This is a genomic window from Streptomyces cadmiisoli, from assembly GCF_003261055.1.
GTDB lineage: Bacteria > Actinomycetota > Actinomycetes > Streptomycetales > Streptomycetaceae > Streptomyces > Streptomyces cadmiisoli.
In genome coordinates this window covers 3,892,221-3,909,531 of the sequence record NZ_CP030073.1, presented here as the reverse complement: position 1 = coordinate 3,909,531, position 17,311 = coordinate 3,892,221, and the positions used below count along the sequence as shown (strand labels likewise).

Here is a 17,311-nt window from a genome sequence, read left to right as displayed (position 1 = left end):
CAGGATGAGCGGGCCGCAATGTCAGACTAGGGGTAAATATGACCGATTTATGGGATTACTCCCCTGTGTCGCCTTGCGGTGTTGTGTCGGGGGCGTCCCGTGCGGTCGTGAAAGTTGTCCACAGGCTGGGGGTGCGTGGTGGCTGAAGTCGGGCAACCCGGCCAGAATCTGGGCATGGGGATACCGACCGGGCGATGAGCGGGAGGCAGCGGTGAGGACAGCGGAACTGGGGCCGGCGCAGCGGGCCGAAGCACTGGCGGCGATGGCCGAGCGGGAACTGGACGTGCTGGTCGTGGGCGGCGGAGTGGTGGGCGCGGGCACCGCCCTCGACGCCGTGACCCGCGGACTGTCCACCGGCCTGGTGGAGGCGCGCGACTGGGCATCGGGCACGTCGAGCAGGTCCAGCAAGCTGATCCACGGCGGCCTGCGCTATCTGGAGATGCTCGACTTCGCGCTCGTCCGGGAGGCGTTGAAGGAGCGTGGCCTGCTGCTGGAGCGGCTGGCCCCGCACCTGGTGAAACCGGTGCCGTTCCTGTATCCCCTTCAGCACCACGGCTGGGAGCGGCTGTACGCCGGGTCGGGCGTCGCGCTCTACGACGGGATGTCGATGGCCCGCGGCCACGGCCGCGGCCTGCCCGCGCACCGCCACCTGACCCGCGGTCACGCGCTGCGCGTCGCCCCCGCCCTGCGCAAGGACGCCCTGGTCGGCGCCCTCCAGTACTACGACGCCCAGATGGACGACGCCCGCTTCGTCGCCACCCTCGTGCGCACGGCGGCGTCGTACGGCGCGAAGGTCGCCAACCGCGCGCGGGTGACCGGATTCCTGCGGGAGGGCGAGCGCGTCGTCGGCGCCCGGGTGCAGGACGTCGAGGCCGGCGGGGAGTACGAGATCCACGCCAAGCAGGTCGTCAACGCCACCGGAGTGTGGACCGACGACACCCAGGCGATGGTCGGTGAGCGCGGTCAGTTCCACGTCCGCGCCTCCAAGGGCATCCACCTGGTCGTCCCCAAGGACCGCATCCACTCCAGCACCGGGCTGATCCTGCGCACCGAGAAGTCCGTGCTGTTCGTCATCCCCTGGGGCCGGCACTGGATCATCGGCACCACCGACACCGGCTGGGACCTGGACAAGGCGCACCCGGCCGCGTCCAGCGCCGACATCGACTATCTGCTGGAGCATGTGAACTCGGTGCTCGCGGTGCCGCTCACCCGCGACGACGTCGAGGGGGTGTACGCGGGACTGCGCCCACTGCTCGCCGGCGAGTCGGACGCCACCAGCAAGCTGTCGCGCGAGCACACCGTCGCGCATCCGGTGCCGGGGCTGGTCGTGGTGGCCGGCGGCAAGTACACGACGTACCGGGTGATGGCCAAGGACGCGGTGGACGCGGCGGTGCACGGACTCGACCTCAGGGTCGCCGAGTGCGTCACCGAGGACGTCCCGCTGCTCGGCGCCGAGGGATACCGCGCGCTGTGGAACGCCCGCGCGCGGATCGCCGCGCGCACCGGCCTGCACGTCGCACGCGTCGAGCACCTGCTCAACCGGTACGGCTCGATGGCGGAGGAGCTGTTCGAACTCATCGCCGGGGACCCCTCACTGGGCGAACCCCTGCACGCGGCCGACGACTATCTGCGCGCCGAGATCGTGTACGCCGCCTCGCACGAGGGCGCCCGGCACCTGGACGACGTGCTGACCCGTCGTACCCGCATCTCCATCGAGACCTTCGACCGCGGCACCCGCAGCGCCCGGGAGGCCGCCGAGTTGGTGGCGCCGGTGCTCGGCTGGGACAAGGACCACATCGAGCGCGAGATCCAGCACTACGAGAAGCGGGTGGAAGCGGAACGCGAGTCGCAGCGCCAGCCGGACGACCTCACGGCGGACGCGGCGCGCCTCGGGGCGCCGGACATCGTGCCCCTCTGAGGGGGTAACAGCAGCGGGAGGGCACCCTGGGCGTCGGGCACTTGTCGGGTGAGGGACAATGGAGGCTCTGTCAGGGCGGGTTGCATGAGGGGACGCATGTCGGAGGCGGAGCGGGCGGGGACATCCCGTCAGGACACTCGTCAGGACAAGAGCGAGCGCCTTCTCGCCGGGCGGTACCGGCTGGGAGATGTGCTCGGCCGAGGCGGCATGGGCACGGTGTGGCGCGCCGAGGACGAGACGCTCGGCCGCACGGTCGCGGTCAAGGAGCTGAGGTTCCCGTCGAACATCGACGAGGAGGAGAAGCGGCGGCTGATCACGCGCACTCTGCGCGAGGCCAAGGCCATCGCGCGGATCCGCAACAACAGCGCGGTGACGGTCTTCGACGTGGTCGACGAGGACGACCGGCCGTGGATCGTGATGGAACTCGTCGAGGGCAAGTCGCTCGCCGAGGTCATCCGCGAGGACGGTCTGCTCGAACCCGTGCGCGCCGCGGAGGTCGGCCTCGCCGTGCTCGACGTGCTGCGTTCGGCGCATCGCGAGGGCATCCTGCACCGTGACGTGAAGCCGTCGAACGTCCTCATCGCCGAGGACGGCCGGGTGGTGCTCACCGACTTCGGTATCGCGCAGGTCGAGGGCGACCCGTCCATCACGTCGACCGGCATGCTCGTCGGCGCCCCCTCGTACATCTCCCCCGAGCGTGCCCGCGGACACAAGCCCGGCCCGGCCGCCGACCTGTGGTCGCTCGGCGGTCTGCTGTACGCGTCGGTCGAGGGCGCCCCGCCCTACGACAAGGGTTCCGCCATCGCGACCCTCACCGCGGTGATGACCGAGCCGCTGGAGGAGCCGAAGAACGCGGGACCGCTCAGCGCCGTCATCCACGGACTGCTCACCAAGGACCCGGCCCAGCGCCTCGACGACGCCGGTGCCCGGGCGATGCTCAACGCCGTCATCCACGAGCCCGGCCCGAGGACGGCCGAGCCTGCGGACGCGACCAAGGTCGTCCCGCTGCCGCCGCAGCCGGACACGCCCGAGCCGCGCGGGAGCGCGCCGGGCGGTGCCGGCAAGGAGGGCGCCGACCGGCTGCGCGGTGCGCTTCGTTCCGCGCGCAACGCCGCCGTCGCGGCGGGCGCGGCCACCTCGGCCCGCGCCAAGTCCAGGACCGCGGACGGCGGCACCGCCGCCGGGTCCGGCGCTCCGGACACGGCCGTGACCGCCTCGGCGTCGTCCGACGCCGGTGACCGGGCGGCGCGGGGCGACCAGGGCCGGCAGGGAGCGAACGCGGGCTTTGGCGGCCGGAGTTCGGGCTGGCCCGTCATGACCCCTCCGGACCTTCCGTCGCGTCCCGCGCCCAGGGCGCCGCTGACCGACGTGGTGCCCCGGCGCACGCTGGTCATCGTGGCGGTGGCGGTGCTGGTCGTCGTGCTCGGCATCGTCCTGGCCGTCTCGCTCGGCGGGGACGACGGCTCCGACCCGTCCGGTCGCGGCGGTGACAAGGCCGCCGGTGCCGGCCCGAGCGCCGACCCGAAGAAGGACGACGAGGGCGGGGTCGGCGCGGACGGAGACGCGCAGCAGTCCGGGCCGGAGGACGACGCGACGGGCACGGGCGCGGACTCGTCGGGCGAGGGCGACGGATCGAAGGACGAGTCCTCCGATTCTTCGGGCTCCTCCGATTCCTCGGGTTCCTCGGACTCCTCCGGGGGCGCGTCGGTGGCCTCCACCTACGAGGGCGGCCAGGGCTACTCGATCGGTCTGCCCAAGGGCTGGAAGTACCAGTCGTCGGACGCGGCCGGCGACCGGTTCACCGGTCCGCAGGGACAGAAGCTGCTCGTCGCCTGGACCACCACGCCCAAGGACGACCCCGTCGCCGACTGGGAGAACCAGGAGCGCGGCATGATGCGCTCCCAGTACGACCGGGTCCGCATAGAGAAGGTGGACTACCGCGGCTGGAACACGGCCGACTGGGAGTTCACATACGTCGACGGGGGTACGAAGTACCGGACGATCGACCGCGGGTTCGTCGTGAACGACAGCCAGGGCTACGCGCTGATGTACACGGCGCCGGCCGCGAAGTGGGACGGCGAGCTGCGCCGAAGCACCTGGCAGACACTGGCGAAGAGCTTCGAACCGAAGGCGTGACGGAGGCGTCCGGCGCGTTTGGGGCGTGAGATCTCCCGTCCCTGTGTGCAGGTTGCCTCCGGCACGTATCGTGAGTGCTTGCGAACCGTACGCATCCGGAACGGGACGCCAGACGAACGGAATTGACCAGCCGGGCGGCCGGGGGAGGCAACGTGGAGGACTACGCGGGCCGGGTGCTCGCCGACCGCTACCGCCTGCCGCTGCCCCCGTCCGACGAGTACGAACTCACCGAGACCAGGGCCTTCGACACCTACAGCGGGCAGGAAGTCCTGGTCAGGCAGGTGCCGTTGCCCGAGGTCGTCGAGGCGGAGGTGCTCGACGCAGAGGGGCTGCCGGACGGGTTCACGGCCAGGGACCGCGGGGCACGGCGGACGCCGGCGCCCCGTGCGGGGACCAGGCGGCCGACCGATCCCGCGGTCCGGCGGGCGGTGGAGGCCGCGCAGGCGGCGGCGCGGATCCCCGACCATCCCCGGCTCGACCAGGTCTTCGACGTCTTCGCCGAGGGCGGTTCGCTGTGGATCGTCAGCGAGTGGGTGGCGTCCCGGCCGCTGGCGGCGCTGCTGGCCGAACAGCCGCTGACGCCGTACCGGGCGGCCGAGGTCGCGTCCGATGTGCTGACAGCGCTCCGGGTGCTGCACGCGCACGGGTGGGTGCACCGGAACATCACCGCTCGCACGGTGCTCGTCTGCGACGACGGACGGGTCATGCTGACCGGCCTCGCGGTCGGGGCGGCCGAGGAGGCGCTGTGCGGGTACGACCCGGTGCCGGAGTGGATGTACGGCGCCGACGAGGGCGGTGGCGCCGCTGACCCGGGCGGTCGCCCGGGTTCCGGTGGGGGTTCCGCAGCGAGCGGAGCGACGGGCGCGGCCGGTGGGGCCGGTGCGGCCATCGGGCCGGGTACGACTTTTGGGCCCGGTGGGGCCATTGCGGCTCGTGGGGCCGTAGCACCCGGTGGGACCGGTGGGACCGGTGGGATCGGTGGGACCGGTGGGTCCCGTGGAGCCGGGGTGCCGGGTGGTGTCGGCGGGGGCGATCCCGAGGCCGCGCGGCGCGCCGCCATCGAGGCGAGGGCGGCGCGAGGGCTGCCGCTGCCGGGAGGCAGCGGCGTGCACACACCCGGCGGATCGGCCGTCCCGGCCCGCAGGGCGCAGGAGACGGGAGGGGACATCCGGGCCCAGCGGGCCGGGGCGATCGCCGCGTACCGGGCGGGGGCGCGCGCGGCGGCCCGGGTCCAGGAAGCGCAGCAGAGCGGGCGCGCGGCGCTGCCGGAAGCACGTTCGGGGTCCGAGGGCGCCGGGGCGCAGTCGCCGTACACCTCGGGTCAGGCCGAGCAGCAGACCGGACGGCCGGCGTTGCCGGGCGCCCGTCCCGCCTCCGAAGGCGGTGCGGAGCAGCCGTACGCCCCCGGTGCCGGCCGGCTCCACACGCCCGACGGCGCGCCGCCGGGACAGATCGCCGACCCCTACGGTGTACGCGGCACGCCCTGGCCGGGCGGCGCGGCGAGCACCGACCGGTACGGGCAGGGCGCGCTCCACGGCGACGGCCTCGCCCGGCAAGGGGCGCCCGCGCCCGGCCACGGGACCGCGGTGCCGACGGACCGTACGGCTCTGCCGTCCGGTGGGACCGACCCGGTGCCGGCGCCCAGCAGTTGGGACGACCTCGTCGCCGGGACGCCGGTGGCGCGGCGCGGGCCGACCACCGCGCTGGCCGCCGAGCGGGCCCGGCAGGCGCGGATGGCCGTGGTCGGGCCGGTGACCGAGCGGTGGGCGCCCGAGCAGGCCGGACCGGTGCACGAGAACTGGCGGTTGGCGCCCCCCATCGGGCCCTCGACCGACCTGTGGGCGCTGGGCGCGCTGCTGTTCCGGGCCGTGCAGGGACACGCGCCGTACCCGGAGGAGTCCACCGCCGAGCTGGTGCAGATGGTGTGCGCCGAGCCGCCGGCGTTCGCGGAGGAGTGCGGACCGCTCAGGCCGGTCGTGGAGTCGCTGCTGCGCCAGGACCCCACCGAGCGCCTCGACTTCGAGGAACTGCGCGGCTGGCTGCGCTCACTGGTGCGTTCCGCGCCCGAGCCGGAGGCAGGGGTGCACGTCGTCGCCGCGCCGCCGGCCGACGCGAGCCGGCTGCCGATCGTGCGGCGCAAGGGCGAACTGGTGCGCCGGCGGCGTGCCGGTCTGCCCGCGGCGCACGGGCGGCACAAGCGGGACCGGCACAAGCAGAAGACCGGTTCGCCGCGCAGCCTGGGCCGCACCCTGCTCGTGCTGGTGCTGCTCGCGATGGCCGGGGCGATAGCGTACGCCGTGCTGTTCATGCCCAAGGCCGGTGAGGGCGGCGGAGGTGCGGGCGGCCCGGAGCGGACCGGGGCGGCGGGCCAGGTCGGTAATGCGCCCGAAAGGACGCCGGAGGCGAGCAGTGAGCCGCGGCCCGATCAGAACGCGTCCGGCGAACCGGCCGAGTCCGCCGGTTCGACGGAGGCACAGACCGACGCCCCTCAGGTCGCCGACGGTTTCGAGCTGCGAACGGATCCGGAGGGCTTCCGTGTCGCCGTCGCCGAGGGCTGGCAGCGCACCCCGGAGAAGGGCAACGGCCGGGTCGTCTACGGCAAGGGCGACTTCGAACTGATCGTCGTGCCGGGCCGGGACGGCGCGGACGAGTACGGCGGCGACCCCATGACGTACCAGCGGGAGCGGGAACCGGAGTTGCTGCCGTACCGCGAGTCGAGCTGGGCCACCTCCACCGGTCTGAAGACCATCGAGGTGGGCGGACGGACCATGGCCGAGGGGCAGTTCACCTGGACCGGCGAGGGCGGCGGCGAACTGTTCGTACGCAACCTGGCGATGCTCGTCGACGGCCGTTACCACGTGGTGCAGTTGCGGGGTCCGGAGTCCGAACGGGACGAGGTGACACGGCTCTACGAGCAGGCCGCGGCCACGTACCGGGCCACCGGCTGAGCGGTGCGTGTCGGCCGCGCGTCGGCGCCGGGTCGCCCCGCGGTTCCCTCCGGTTCCCGAAAGCGACAACCATCACAGTGCCGTCTCCGTGGGGCCCCGTTGTTCCCCGTTCGGGGCCCGGTCCCTAGGCTGAGCCCGTCAAGAACATTGCGGGGAAACGTGAATCAGATGCAGGGCCTGCTCCTCGGGGGCCGCTACCGGCTCACCGACGCCATCGGCAGCGGCGGTATGGGACGCGTGTGGCGCGCGCACGACGAGGTGCTGCATCGGGCCGTCGCCATCAAGGAGTTGACCGCCGCACTCTACGTCTCCGAGAGCGACCAGGCGGTGCTGCTGGCCCGTACCCGGGCCGAGGCGCGCGCGGCGGCGCGGATCAACCACTCCGCCGTCGTCACCGTCCACGACGTGCTCGAACACGACGGCCGGCCGTGGATCGTGATGGAACTCGTCGAGGGCCGTTCGCTCGCCGACGCGGTGAAGGACGCGGGCCGTGTCGAACCGGCCGAGGCGGCCCGGATCGGCCTGTGGGTGCTGCGTGCCCTGCGCGCGGCGCACACCGCCGGCGTCCTGCACCGCGACGTCAAACCCGGCAATGTCCTGCTCGGCCACGACGGGCGCGTCCTGCTCACCGACTTCGGTATAGCCCAGATCGAGGGGGACAGCACGATCACCCGCACGGGCGAGGTGGTCGGCTCGGTCGACTACCTGGCGCCCGAGCGGATCCGGGGGCACGACCCGGGGCCCGCCGCCGACCTGTGGGCGCTGGGGGCGACGCTGTACACGGCGGTCGAGGGCACCTCGCCGTTCCGCCGCACCTCGCCGCTCTCCACGATGCAGGCCGTGGTGGAGGAGCATCCCGCCGAACCGCGCAACGCCGGCCCGCTCGGACCCGTCATCACCGCGCTGCTGCGCAAGGATCCGGCGTCGCGCCCCGACTTCGCCGAGGCCGAACGCCTGCTCGGTGAGGCGGCCGAAGGAAGACAGCCCCGGGTGACGCAGGTGACGCAGGTGACCCAGGTGCACGGGCCGGCGGTCCGGCAGGCGGACACCCGGCCCGTGAGCCAGGACACCCCGGTCCGGCCGACCCCGACCGCGCCCACCGCGGCACCCGTTCCGGCCAAACGGCGTCGACTGCGCACCCTGGCCCTGGTGGTCGCCCTCGCGGCGGTCGTCGGCGGGGCCGCCGCGGTGGGGATCCAGCAGTGGGACGACGGCCGCGCCCGGAACGACGTCTCCCTCACCCCGAGCCCGACGCCGACGAGCGAGCCCCCCGGCCCGAGCCCGCAGTCCGGCCCGGAGAGCTGGGTGCCGGTCGACGACCCGGCGGGCTTCGGGCTCTCCGTGCCCAGCGGCGACTGGGAGCGCAAGGTCTACAGCGTCAGCGGCGACCTCACCCAGATCGACTACACGCCCGACAAGGGCATCCACTTGCTGCGCATCGCCGTCGACAAGTCCCCCGACTTCGCCGAGCCCTACGAGCACCAGCGCGACCTGGAGCAGCAGCTTCAGCGGCTCGTCGACTACGAGCGCGTGACCCTGGAGAAGAACATCTACCGGGACCGCGAGGGCGCGCTGTGGGAGTACACCTGGACGGCACTGGAGAGAGACCCCGGCATCCACGCGGGCCCGCGGCGGGCGATCGAGGAGATGTACGTCGCCCGGGACGGCGTCGAGTACGCCCTCTACATGTCCGGTCCCGCGGAGGACTGGGAGACGACCCGGGAGCAGTTCGACGCGGTGCTGCGGGGCTGGCGGCCCAGCACGGTGTCCTGACCGCCGCGATACCCCGTCCCGCTCACTCAGTGCCGCCCGCCGCGCGCGCCGGCCGGGGGCGGTTGTCGGCCAACCCGGTCCGCACGTCCCGGAAGGGCCGCCTCCGGCGGGGCATGATGGGGCGCATGGTGAGCGAGCGGGAGGGCGGGCGGATCATCGCGGGCCGTTACCGGCTCGAGGAGACACTCGGCCGCGGCGGTATGGGTGTCGTGTGGGGCGCCACCGACGAACTGCTGGGCCGCCGGGTCGCCGTCAAGGAGATCGCCCAGGACGACTCCGGGACGGCCGCCGAGATCCGGGCCCGTCGCGCGGGCACCCTGCGCGAGGCGCAGGCGCTGGCCCAACTGCGCCATCCGCATGTCATCGTCGTCCATGACGTCGTCGAGGACGACGAACGCCCCTGCATCGTCATGGAGTTGATCGACGGCGGTTCCCTGGCCGACCGGATCGCCGGGCGGGGCCCGGTCGACGCGCACGAGGCGGCCCGGATCGGTATCGCCCTGCTCGGCGCCCTGCGCGCCGCCCACGCGGCGGGGGTACTGCACCGCGATCTCAAACCGGCGAACGTCCTCATCGAGTCCGGCACCGGCCGGGTCGTCCTCACCGATTTCGGCGTCGCCCAGGTCGAGGGCGCCACGACCCTCACCGAGTCCGGCTCCTTCGTCGGCTCGCCGGAGTACACCGCGCCCGAGCGGATCGCGGGTTCCGGCACCGGCCCCGCCTCCGACCTGTGGTCGCTCGGCGCGCTGCTGTGCACCGCGGTCGGCGGGACGTCGCCCTTCCACCGCGACTCGCTGGGCGGCGTCGTGCACGCCGTCCTGTCCGACGAGGTACGGCCGCCCCCGCAGGCGGGCCCGCTCCTGCCCGTCGTACGAGGGCTGCTGGAGCGCGATCCGCAGCGACGGCTGGACGCGGGGCAGGCGGAGCGGATGCTGCGCGCCTACCTGGAGACCGGACGCACACCACCGGCACCGTCCCGCGCCCGACGCACCCCCCGCGACCGGCTGGTGACGGCGCTGCTGGTGGCGGCGATGGCGGCGGCCGGGGTGTCCGCGGTGGCGCTGCTGATCAGCGGGAGCGGGGACGACGGGAGCGGGCCGCCGCGGAGCCCGTCGCCGACGACGTCCGTGAGCACATCGGGGCCACCGTCCCCTCCGCTCGGCCCGCAGCACACCTGACATGCCATTATAAATGGTAAATAAGCGGCGACCTGAGTCACGGGTCTGTGACCGGCGGGCCATCGTGGTGGATGCGCGGGCACTTGCCGCGATATGCATGGACACATGAGTGACAACGGGGGAGCCCACCACGGGTCGGACGAGCCCACCAGTTTCGGTCTGCAACCGCCGAACCCACCGGCGGCCGTACCGCATCCGGACAACCCGTACGCGACTCCCACACGAGTCGTCCCGCAGCATCGGTCCGCGCCCGACGACGGGCCCAGGTCCGCGCCCCCGCCGCCCGCGCAACCGCCGACCCGCGCCGCGCAGGACGCCGGGGCAGGGCGGCTGATCGACGGGCGCTACCGGCTGCTCGCCAAGCTCGGACACGGCGGCATGGGCACGGTCTGGCGCGCCAAGGACGAGACGGTGGACCGCGAGGTCGCGGTCAAGGAGCCGAGGGTCCCGGACCACCTTCCCGACCGCGAACGCGCCAACGCCTACGAGCGGATGCGCCGCGAGGCCCGTGCCGCGGCCCGTCTGGACCACCCCGCGGTGGTCAACGTCCACGATGTCGCCGTCGTGGACGACCGGCCGTGGATCGTGATGGAGCTGGTGCAGGGCCGCTCCCTCGGCGCCGTCCTCCAGGAGGGCACCCTGTCGGCCCGCGAGGCGGCCAAGGTCGGCCTGGAGGTGCTCGGCGCGCTGGAGGCGGCGCACGCCGCCGGCATCCTGCACCGCGACGTCAAGCCGGACAATGTGCTCCTCGGCCGCCACGACCGCGTCGTCCTCACCGACTTCGGTATCGCGCAGATCGAGGGCGAGACCAATCTGACCGACACCGGCGGCTTCGTCGGCTCGCCCGAGTACATCGCGCCGGAGCGGGTCCTCGGCCAGCGCCCGGGACCGGCTTCGGACCTCTGGTCGCTGGGCGTGGTGCTGTACGCGGCCACCGAGGGCGTCTCGCCCTTCCGCCGCAGCAACACCCCGGCCACCCTCCAGTCCGTCCTCAATGCCACGCCCGCACCGCCCGCTTCGGCCTCCGGCCCGCTCGCCGACGCCATCAACGGCCTGCTCCAGAAGGACCCGGCGCACCGCCCGAACGCCGCCCGGGTCCGCGCGCTGCTGGAGGCGGCCGCCCATCCGCCCGAGCCGGTGCCGACGCAGGTGGTAACGGTCACTGCGAGCGACGGCGGGCAGGGTGGCGGCATCCGGATCGGCCGCAAGGCGCTGTTCCGCCTCGGCGCGGTGGCCGGTGCGGTGGTCGCGGCCGCGGCGGTGACGGCGTACCTGGTGATCGCCGACCCGTTCGCGGGCCCGCTGCCCGACGACTGGGCGACGCACGGGGAGAAGGACGTCGCCGCGACCCTGGCGGTGCCCGAGGGCTACACGGCGAGCAGGCCCGACCGGGAGACGGACGACGGCCACTGGGTCACGTACTCCGACGCGAGCGGAAGCATCTGGGTCGGGCTGAGTCTGGAGAAGAAGTCCGAGGACACCGGCGGTGAGATCGGGGACTCCGCGGACGCCGAGATGCACGAGGACAACGGCCGCTTCAAGGAGTCCGGCGCGTACAACCTTGACATGCCCGCGGACCCGAAGTCGACGGTCACCGACGCGAACGCCACGTTCCAGGGCCGGGAGGCCGCCAGGAACACGATCGCGTACGTCACGAACGACACGCAGAACCCGCGGCCCCGCGAGGTGCAGATCTTCTACTACAAGACCTCCACCGGGGACATGTACAAGCTCACCGTCAGCTATCCCGGCGAGGGCGACTTCACCGATCGGGGCCGCGAGGTGGCGCGGACGGCGATCGCGAACCTGGACGTCGACAAGCTCTGACGCCCGTCGACAAGAGGGCCCGCCGCGCGGTAGGCATGGGACATGAGTGACGGCGGTGAACTCCTGCGCGAGGGACGGCTGATCGGTGGGCGCTACCGGCTGGTCGAGCGTGCCGGAGCCGCCGGGACGGGCACCGTGTGGCGCGCCCGGGACGAACTCGCCGGACGGGACGTCGCCGTCAAACAGCCCCGGCTGCCGGGCGACCCGGGGGACGAGACCCGTCGCAGGGCCGCGCACCGGCTGTACCGCGAGGCCCGCGCCGCCGCCCGCGTCGACCACCCCTCCGCCGTCTCCATCCACGACGTCGTCGAGGAGGACGGAGTCCCCTGGATCGTCATGGAACTGATCCGGGGCGAGTCCCTCCACGAGGTCCTCGGGCGCGGGCCGGTCCCGGCCGCCGAGTCCGCCCGGATCGGGCTCGCCGTCCTCGGTGCCTTGCGCGCCGCGCACTCCGTCGGCATCGTGCACCGCGACGTCAAGCCCGCCAATGTGCTGCTCGGGCCGCACGGCAGGGTCGTCCTGACCGACTTCGGCATCGCTCAGGCGCAGGGCGACGAATCCATCGCCCCGAGCGGGGAGTTCGTCGGTTCGCTGGAGTTCGTCGCGCCCGAGCGGATGTCAGGACCGGGGGCCGGACCGGCCTCGGACCTGTGGTCGCTCGGCGTCCTGCTGTACGCCGCCGTCGAGGGCCGGTCCCCGTTCCGGCGTACGACCGCGGAGCCGACGCCGGCCGCGCTCCTCGCCGCCGATCCGCCCGAGCCGGAGAAGGCCGGCATGCTCGGGCCGCTGATCGTACGGATGCTCGCGAAGGACCCGGAGCGGCGTCCGGAGCCGTCGGAGGTCGCGGCGGGGTTGCGTGCCGCGGCCGAGGGGTGCCAGTCGGACGCCCTGCCGGAGCCCGAGCCGAAGTCCCTGCCGGATTCCGAGCCGAAGTCCCCGCCGGAGCGCGAGCCGAAGTCCCAGCCGGAATCCGGGCGTGCCCCGGAGCCGGAATCCGGGAGTGACCCCCAGCCGGAACCCGGGCGGGCCTACAAACCTGAACCCGGCCAAGAACCCGAACCGAAACCCGGCGGCGCACCCGGTGGCCAGGAATCCGTCCCGGAGGCGGGGCAACGACCCGACGCGGAGCCCGAGTCCGGGCCACGACCCGACGCCGAGCGAGGGTCCGGGCCACGACCCGAGCCCGAGTCCGGGCCACGACCCGAGCCCGAGCCCCAGCCCGGTCCACGCCCCCGCGTTCGCGTACCGATACGTCCCGCCCCCGCCGCTCTCCTCGCCGCCCTCCTCGTGGGCGGCATCTGGCTCGGCACCTCCTCCTTCGTCGGCGCCCGGGGCGACGACACCGCAGGGCACGGCGGCAGCCGCGGCGCGGACCGCGGCGTGCCGAGCGCGGGTGCCGCGCCGGCGCCCTGGACCGCTCACCCCGAGCCGGACATGGGCGCCGTCCTGTCCCTGCCCGAGCCGTACGCGGAGACCGTCCGGCAGGGCACTGCGGCCGACCAGCCCCGGATCGTGGTCTACGGCAACGGGGCCGACGTCGAGGTACGGCTGACCCAGTGGGACGCCGCGCCCCGCTCGCCGCTCTCCCGGGCGTACGAGATCCACTCCGGCTGGGAGCGGAGGGACACACGCACGCGGTACACGCGGACCACGCTGGACGGCCAGGAGGCGGTGCTCGCCGACACCACCCACCACAGGGACGCCGGGCCGGTCCGGGTCATGCAGCTGATCGTCAGGACCGGCGACGGGCGCATGTACGAGTTGCGCGTGGACATGCCCAAGGGCACGCCCGCGGAGCGCACAGGCACCGCCGTGTTCCGGGGCGCCCGCGACCGGCTCAAGATCGGCGAGAACTGACGTACGGCCGGGTCGCCCGCCTCGACGCCCTGATCAGCGCATTTGTTGCCAGTGATCACTGGCGGCGTGTGAGCACTCCGTGAATCCCCATTACCGACGGGTACACAAAGGCTCCCCCCGGGCATACTCTGCGCCTCATGACGGACGCGCAGGCCCCGGTGAAGACCGGCACGAATCCCCTCGCCCCCGCCCCCGAGGGCGCCCGCACCGCCGTGGACGTGGTCACCCCCGAGCTGGTCGCCCAGCTCACCAGGGGAGTGGTCGGCTCCGGCCGCACCGCCAACCACACGCCCCTCACCGGCGAGAAGCTGGCGGATCTGCCCGAGTCCACGCCCGAGGACGTACAGAAGGCCTTCGAGGCGGCCCGCGCCGCGCAGGCCGTCTGGGCGCAGCGGCCGGTGCGGCAGCGCGCCGCCGTACTGCTGCGCTTCCACGACCTGGTGCTGGAACGGCAGGCCGAGGTCCTCGACCTCATCCAGCTGGAGACCGGCAAGGCGCGGCTGCACGCGCACGAGGAGGTGCAGGCCGTCGCGGTGGCCGCCCGCCACTACGGCCGCAAGGCGCCCGCCTACCTCCGCCCCAAGCGGCACGCCGGGGCCATGCCGACCCTCACACGCGTCACCGAACTGCGCCACCCGCGCGGTGTGGTCGGCCAGATCGCTCCCTGGAACTACCCGCTGGAGCTGTCGGTGGGCGACGCGCTCCCCGCCTTCGTCGCGGGCAACGCGGTCGTCATGAAGCCGGACACCGAGACCTGCCTGACCGCGCTGTGGGCCCGTGACCTGCTGATCGAGGCGGGGCTGCCCGCCGAGGTCTTCCAAGTCGTCCTCGGTGAGGGCCCCGTGGTGGGCCCCGAGGTCGTCAAGCACGCCGACTACGTCTCCTTCACCGGTTCCACCCGCACCGGCCGTGAGGTCGCCCAGGGCGCCGCCGCCCGGCTGGTCGGCGTATCCCTCGAACTGGGCGGCAAGAACGCCATGCTGGTGCTGGAGGACGCCGACATCGACAAGGCGGCGGCGGGAGCGGTGCGCGCCTGCTTCTCCTCCGCGGGCCAGCTGTGCATCTCCATCGAGCGGCTGTACGTCCACGAGTCGGTCGCCGACGCCTTCCTGGAGCGCTTCGCCGCCCGCACCAAGGGCATGCGGCTCGGCCGGTCCCTGGCCTACGGAGCCGACATGGGCTCGCTGGTCGGCGAGCGCCAGCTCCGGACGGTCACACGGCACGTCGAGGAAGCGGTGGCCAAGGGCGCGAAGCTGGTGGCCGGCGGGGTGGCCCGCCCGGACATCGGCCCGTACTTCTACGAGCCCACCATCCTCGACGGCGTCGAAGCGCCCATGGCCGTGTGCACGGAGGAGACCTTCGGCCCGGTCGTGTCGGTCTACCGGTTCCGCACCGACGACGAGGCGGTCGAGCACGCCAACGCCACCCCGTACGGCCTGAACTCCTCGGTGTGGACGAAGGACGGCCGTCGCGGCCGAGCGGTGGCGGCCCGGCTGCGCACCGGCACGGTCAACGTCAACGAGGGCTACGCGCCCGCCTACGGCAGCGTCCAGTCGCCGATGGGCGGCATGAAGGACTCCGGCCTCGGCCGCCGGCACGGCTCCGAGGGCATCCTCAAGTACACGGAGGCCCAGACGGTGGCGCAGCAGCGGCTGCTGCCGATGGCCCCGTCGCTCGGCATGGACGACGAGAAGTACGCGCAGTTCATGAGCCGCAGCCTGCGGGTCATGAAGGCGTTCCGGTTCCGCTAGGGCCCGTCGTCAGATCCCCGCCCGCCCCGCGACGCCGCCGTCCGGCAACGACAGCGATGTGACGACAGGCCCCGGCCGCCTCTCGGGGGCGGGGACCGCGCGAGACAGCACACACGGCCGCACGCAGAACTCGACGAGGAGACACCCGTGCCCCAGGACACCCACGACTACGACGTCATCGTCGTCGGATCGGGCTTCGGCGGCTCGGTGACCGCCCTGCGCCTGACGGAGAAGGGCTACCGCGTAGGCGTCCTGGAAGCCGGCCGCCGCTTCACCCGGGACTCGCTGCCCAAGAACTCCTGGGACCTGAAGAACTACCTCTGGGCGCCGAAGCTCGGCATGTACGGAATCCAGCGCATCCACCTGCTGGGCAACGTCATGGTCCTGGCCGGAGCGGGCGTCGGCGGCGGCTCCCTCAACTACGCCAACACCCTGTACGTCCCGCCGAAGCCGTTCTTCGACGACCCGCAGTGGCGGGACATCACCGACTGGCAGGAGGAGTTGGCGCCGTACTACGACCAGGCGCGGCGCATGCTCGGCGTGCGGCTGAACCCGACGATGACGCCGTCCGACGTCCATCTGAAGGCGGCCGCGCAGCGGATGGGTGTCGGCGACACCTTCCATCTCGCGCCGGTCGGGGTGTTCTTCGGCGACGGCGAGGACGCCGACGGCGCGGCGCGCGGGAAACCCGGCGAGGACGTGCCGGACCCGTACTTCGGCGGTGCCGGCCCCGCCCGCAGGGCGTGCGCCGAATGCGGCGAGTGCATGACGGGCTGCCGGCACGGGGCCAAGAACACGCTGAACGAGAACTATCTGTACCTCGCCGAGAAGGCGGGCGCGGCCGTGCACCCGATGACGACCGTCGTGTCGGTGACCGACGACGCGCGCGGCGGCTACGCCGTCGCCACCCTGCCCACCGACAACCGCAAGGACGCCGGCCGGACCTACCGGGCCCGGTGGGTCGTGCTGGCGGCAGGCACCTACGGCACCCAGACGCTGCTGCACCGGATGAAGTCGCGCGGCATGCTCCCGCGTCTGTCCGACCGGCTCGGTGAGCTGACCCGCACCAACTCCGAGGCCCTGGTGGGCGCGCAGACCACCGACCGGCGCTACCGGAAGGCCACCGGCGAGCGGAAGGCCGACTTCACACGCGGCGTGGCCATCACGTCGTCCGTCCACCCCGACGAGAACACCCATATCGAGCCGGTGCGTTACGGCAAGGGCTCCAACTCGATGGGCGGCCTGTCGATCCTCCAGGTGCCCTACGCGCGGGGTTCGTCCCGGGTTCTGGGGTGGCTGCGCAACGCCGCCCGGCACCCCGTGCTGGTCCTGCGCTCCCTGTCCAACCGGCGCTGGTCGGAGCGTACGATCATCGGTCTGGTGATGCAGTCGCTGGACAACTCCCTGACGACGTATCTGAAGCCGGGCGGCATGGGCAAGGGTCTGCTGACCGCCCGCCAGGGCCACGGCGCGCCCAACCCCAAGCAGATCGAGGCCGCCTCCCTGAGCGCGTCGGCGATCGCCGCGGAGATCAACGGCTTCCCCGGCAGCAACGTCGGCGAGCTGATGGGCACGCCGCTGACCGCGCACTTCCTCGGCGGCTGCCCGATCGGCGACTCCGGGGAGACCGGCGTCATCGACCCGTACCACCGTCTGTACGGACACCCCGGCATCTCCGTCGTCGACGGCGCCGCGGTGTCCGCGAACCTCGGGGTGAACCCGTCCCTGACGATCACCGCGCAGGCCGAGCGCGCCATGTCGTACTGGCCGAACAAGGACGAGGCCGACCCGCGTCCGGCGCAGGGGGCGGCCTACGAGCGCCTGAAGCCGGTCGAGCCCCGCAGTCCGGCCGTGCCCGCGGAGGCGTTCGGCGCGCTGCGGCTGCCGTTCCTCGGGATGCCGTCGGTGCCGCCCAAGAAGTAG

At 73.3% G+C, this 17,311-nt stretch carries 9 protein-coding genes; all 9 read left to right on the top strand.

Features of this window, described 5'->3' with window-relative positions; genetic code table 11:
* Positions 1–211: 211 nt before the first annotated feature.
* Positions 212–1,918 carry a glycerol-3-phosphate dehydrogenase/oxidase gene (locus DN051_RS16525; protein WP_112438993.1) on the top strand — a complete coding sequence of 569 codons (1,707 nt, stop codon included), beginning with the start codon at positions 212–214 and terminating at the stop codon, positions 1,916–1,918.
* A gap of 96 nt (positions 1,919–2,014) precedes the next feature.
* A complete protein-coding gene (locus tag DN051_RS16520; protein ID WP_112438992.1) occupies positions 2,015–4,054 on the top strand; it encodes a serine/threonine-protein kinase in 2,040 nt (679 codons plus the stop codon).
* Between the two features lie 152 nt (positions 4,055–4,206).
* Positions 4,207–7,002, top strand: coding sequence for a protein kinase (locus DN051_RS16515; RefSeq protein WP_246041040.1), 2,796 nt, complete (start codon positions 4,207–4,209; stop codon positions 7,000–7,002).
* Positions 7,003–7,170: 168 nt separating this feature from the next.
* Positions 7,171–8,775: a serine/threonine-protein kinase gene (locus DN051_RS16510; RefSeq protein WP_112438990.1), complete on the top strand. Its 1,605-nt coding sequence runs from the start codon at positions 7,171–7,173 to the stop codon at positions 8,773–8,775.
* Between the two features lie 125 nt (positions 8,776–8,900).
* Complete coding sequence (locus DN051_RS16505; RefSeq protein ID WP_112438989.1) at positions 8,901–9,953, top strand: serine/threonine-protein kinase; 1,053 nt, start codon at positions 8,901–8,903, stop codon at positions 9,951–9,953.
* 105 nt (positions 9,954–10,058) lie between these two features.
* Positions 10,059–11,780, top strand: a complete 1,722-nt coding sequence (locus tag DN051_RS16500; RefSeq protein WP_112438988.1) for a serine/threonine-protein kinase — start codon at positions 10,059–10,061, stop codon at positions 11,778–11,780.
* A gap of 42 nt (positions 11,781–11,822) precedes the next feature.
* Positions 11,823–13,637, top strand: a complete 1,815-nt coding sequence (locus DN051_RS16495) for a protein kinase domain-containing protein (protein WP_112438987.1) — start codon at positions 11,823–11,825, stop codon at positions 13,635–13,637.
* Between the two features lie 137 nt (positions 13,638–13,774).
* Positions 13,775–15,388 carry a succinic semialdehyde dehydrogenase gene (locus DN051_RS16490; RefSeq protein WP_053759457.1) on the top strand — a complete coding sequence of 538 codons (1,614 nt, stop codon included), beginning with the start codon at positions 13,775–13,777 and terminating at the stop codon, positions 15,386–15,388.
* 147 nt (positions 15,389–15,535) lie between these two features.
* Positions 15,536–17,311, top strand: a complete 1,776-nt coding sequence (locus tag DN051_RS16485; protein ID WP_053759456.1) for a GMC oxidoreductase — start codon at positions 15,536–15,538, stop codon at positions 17,309–17,311.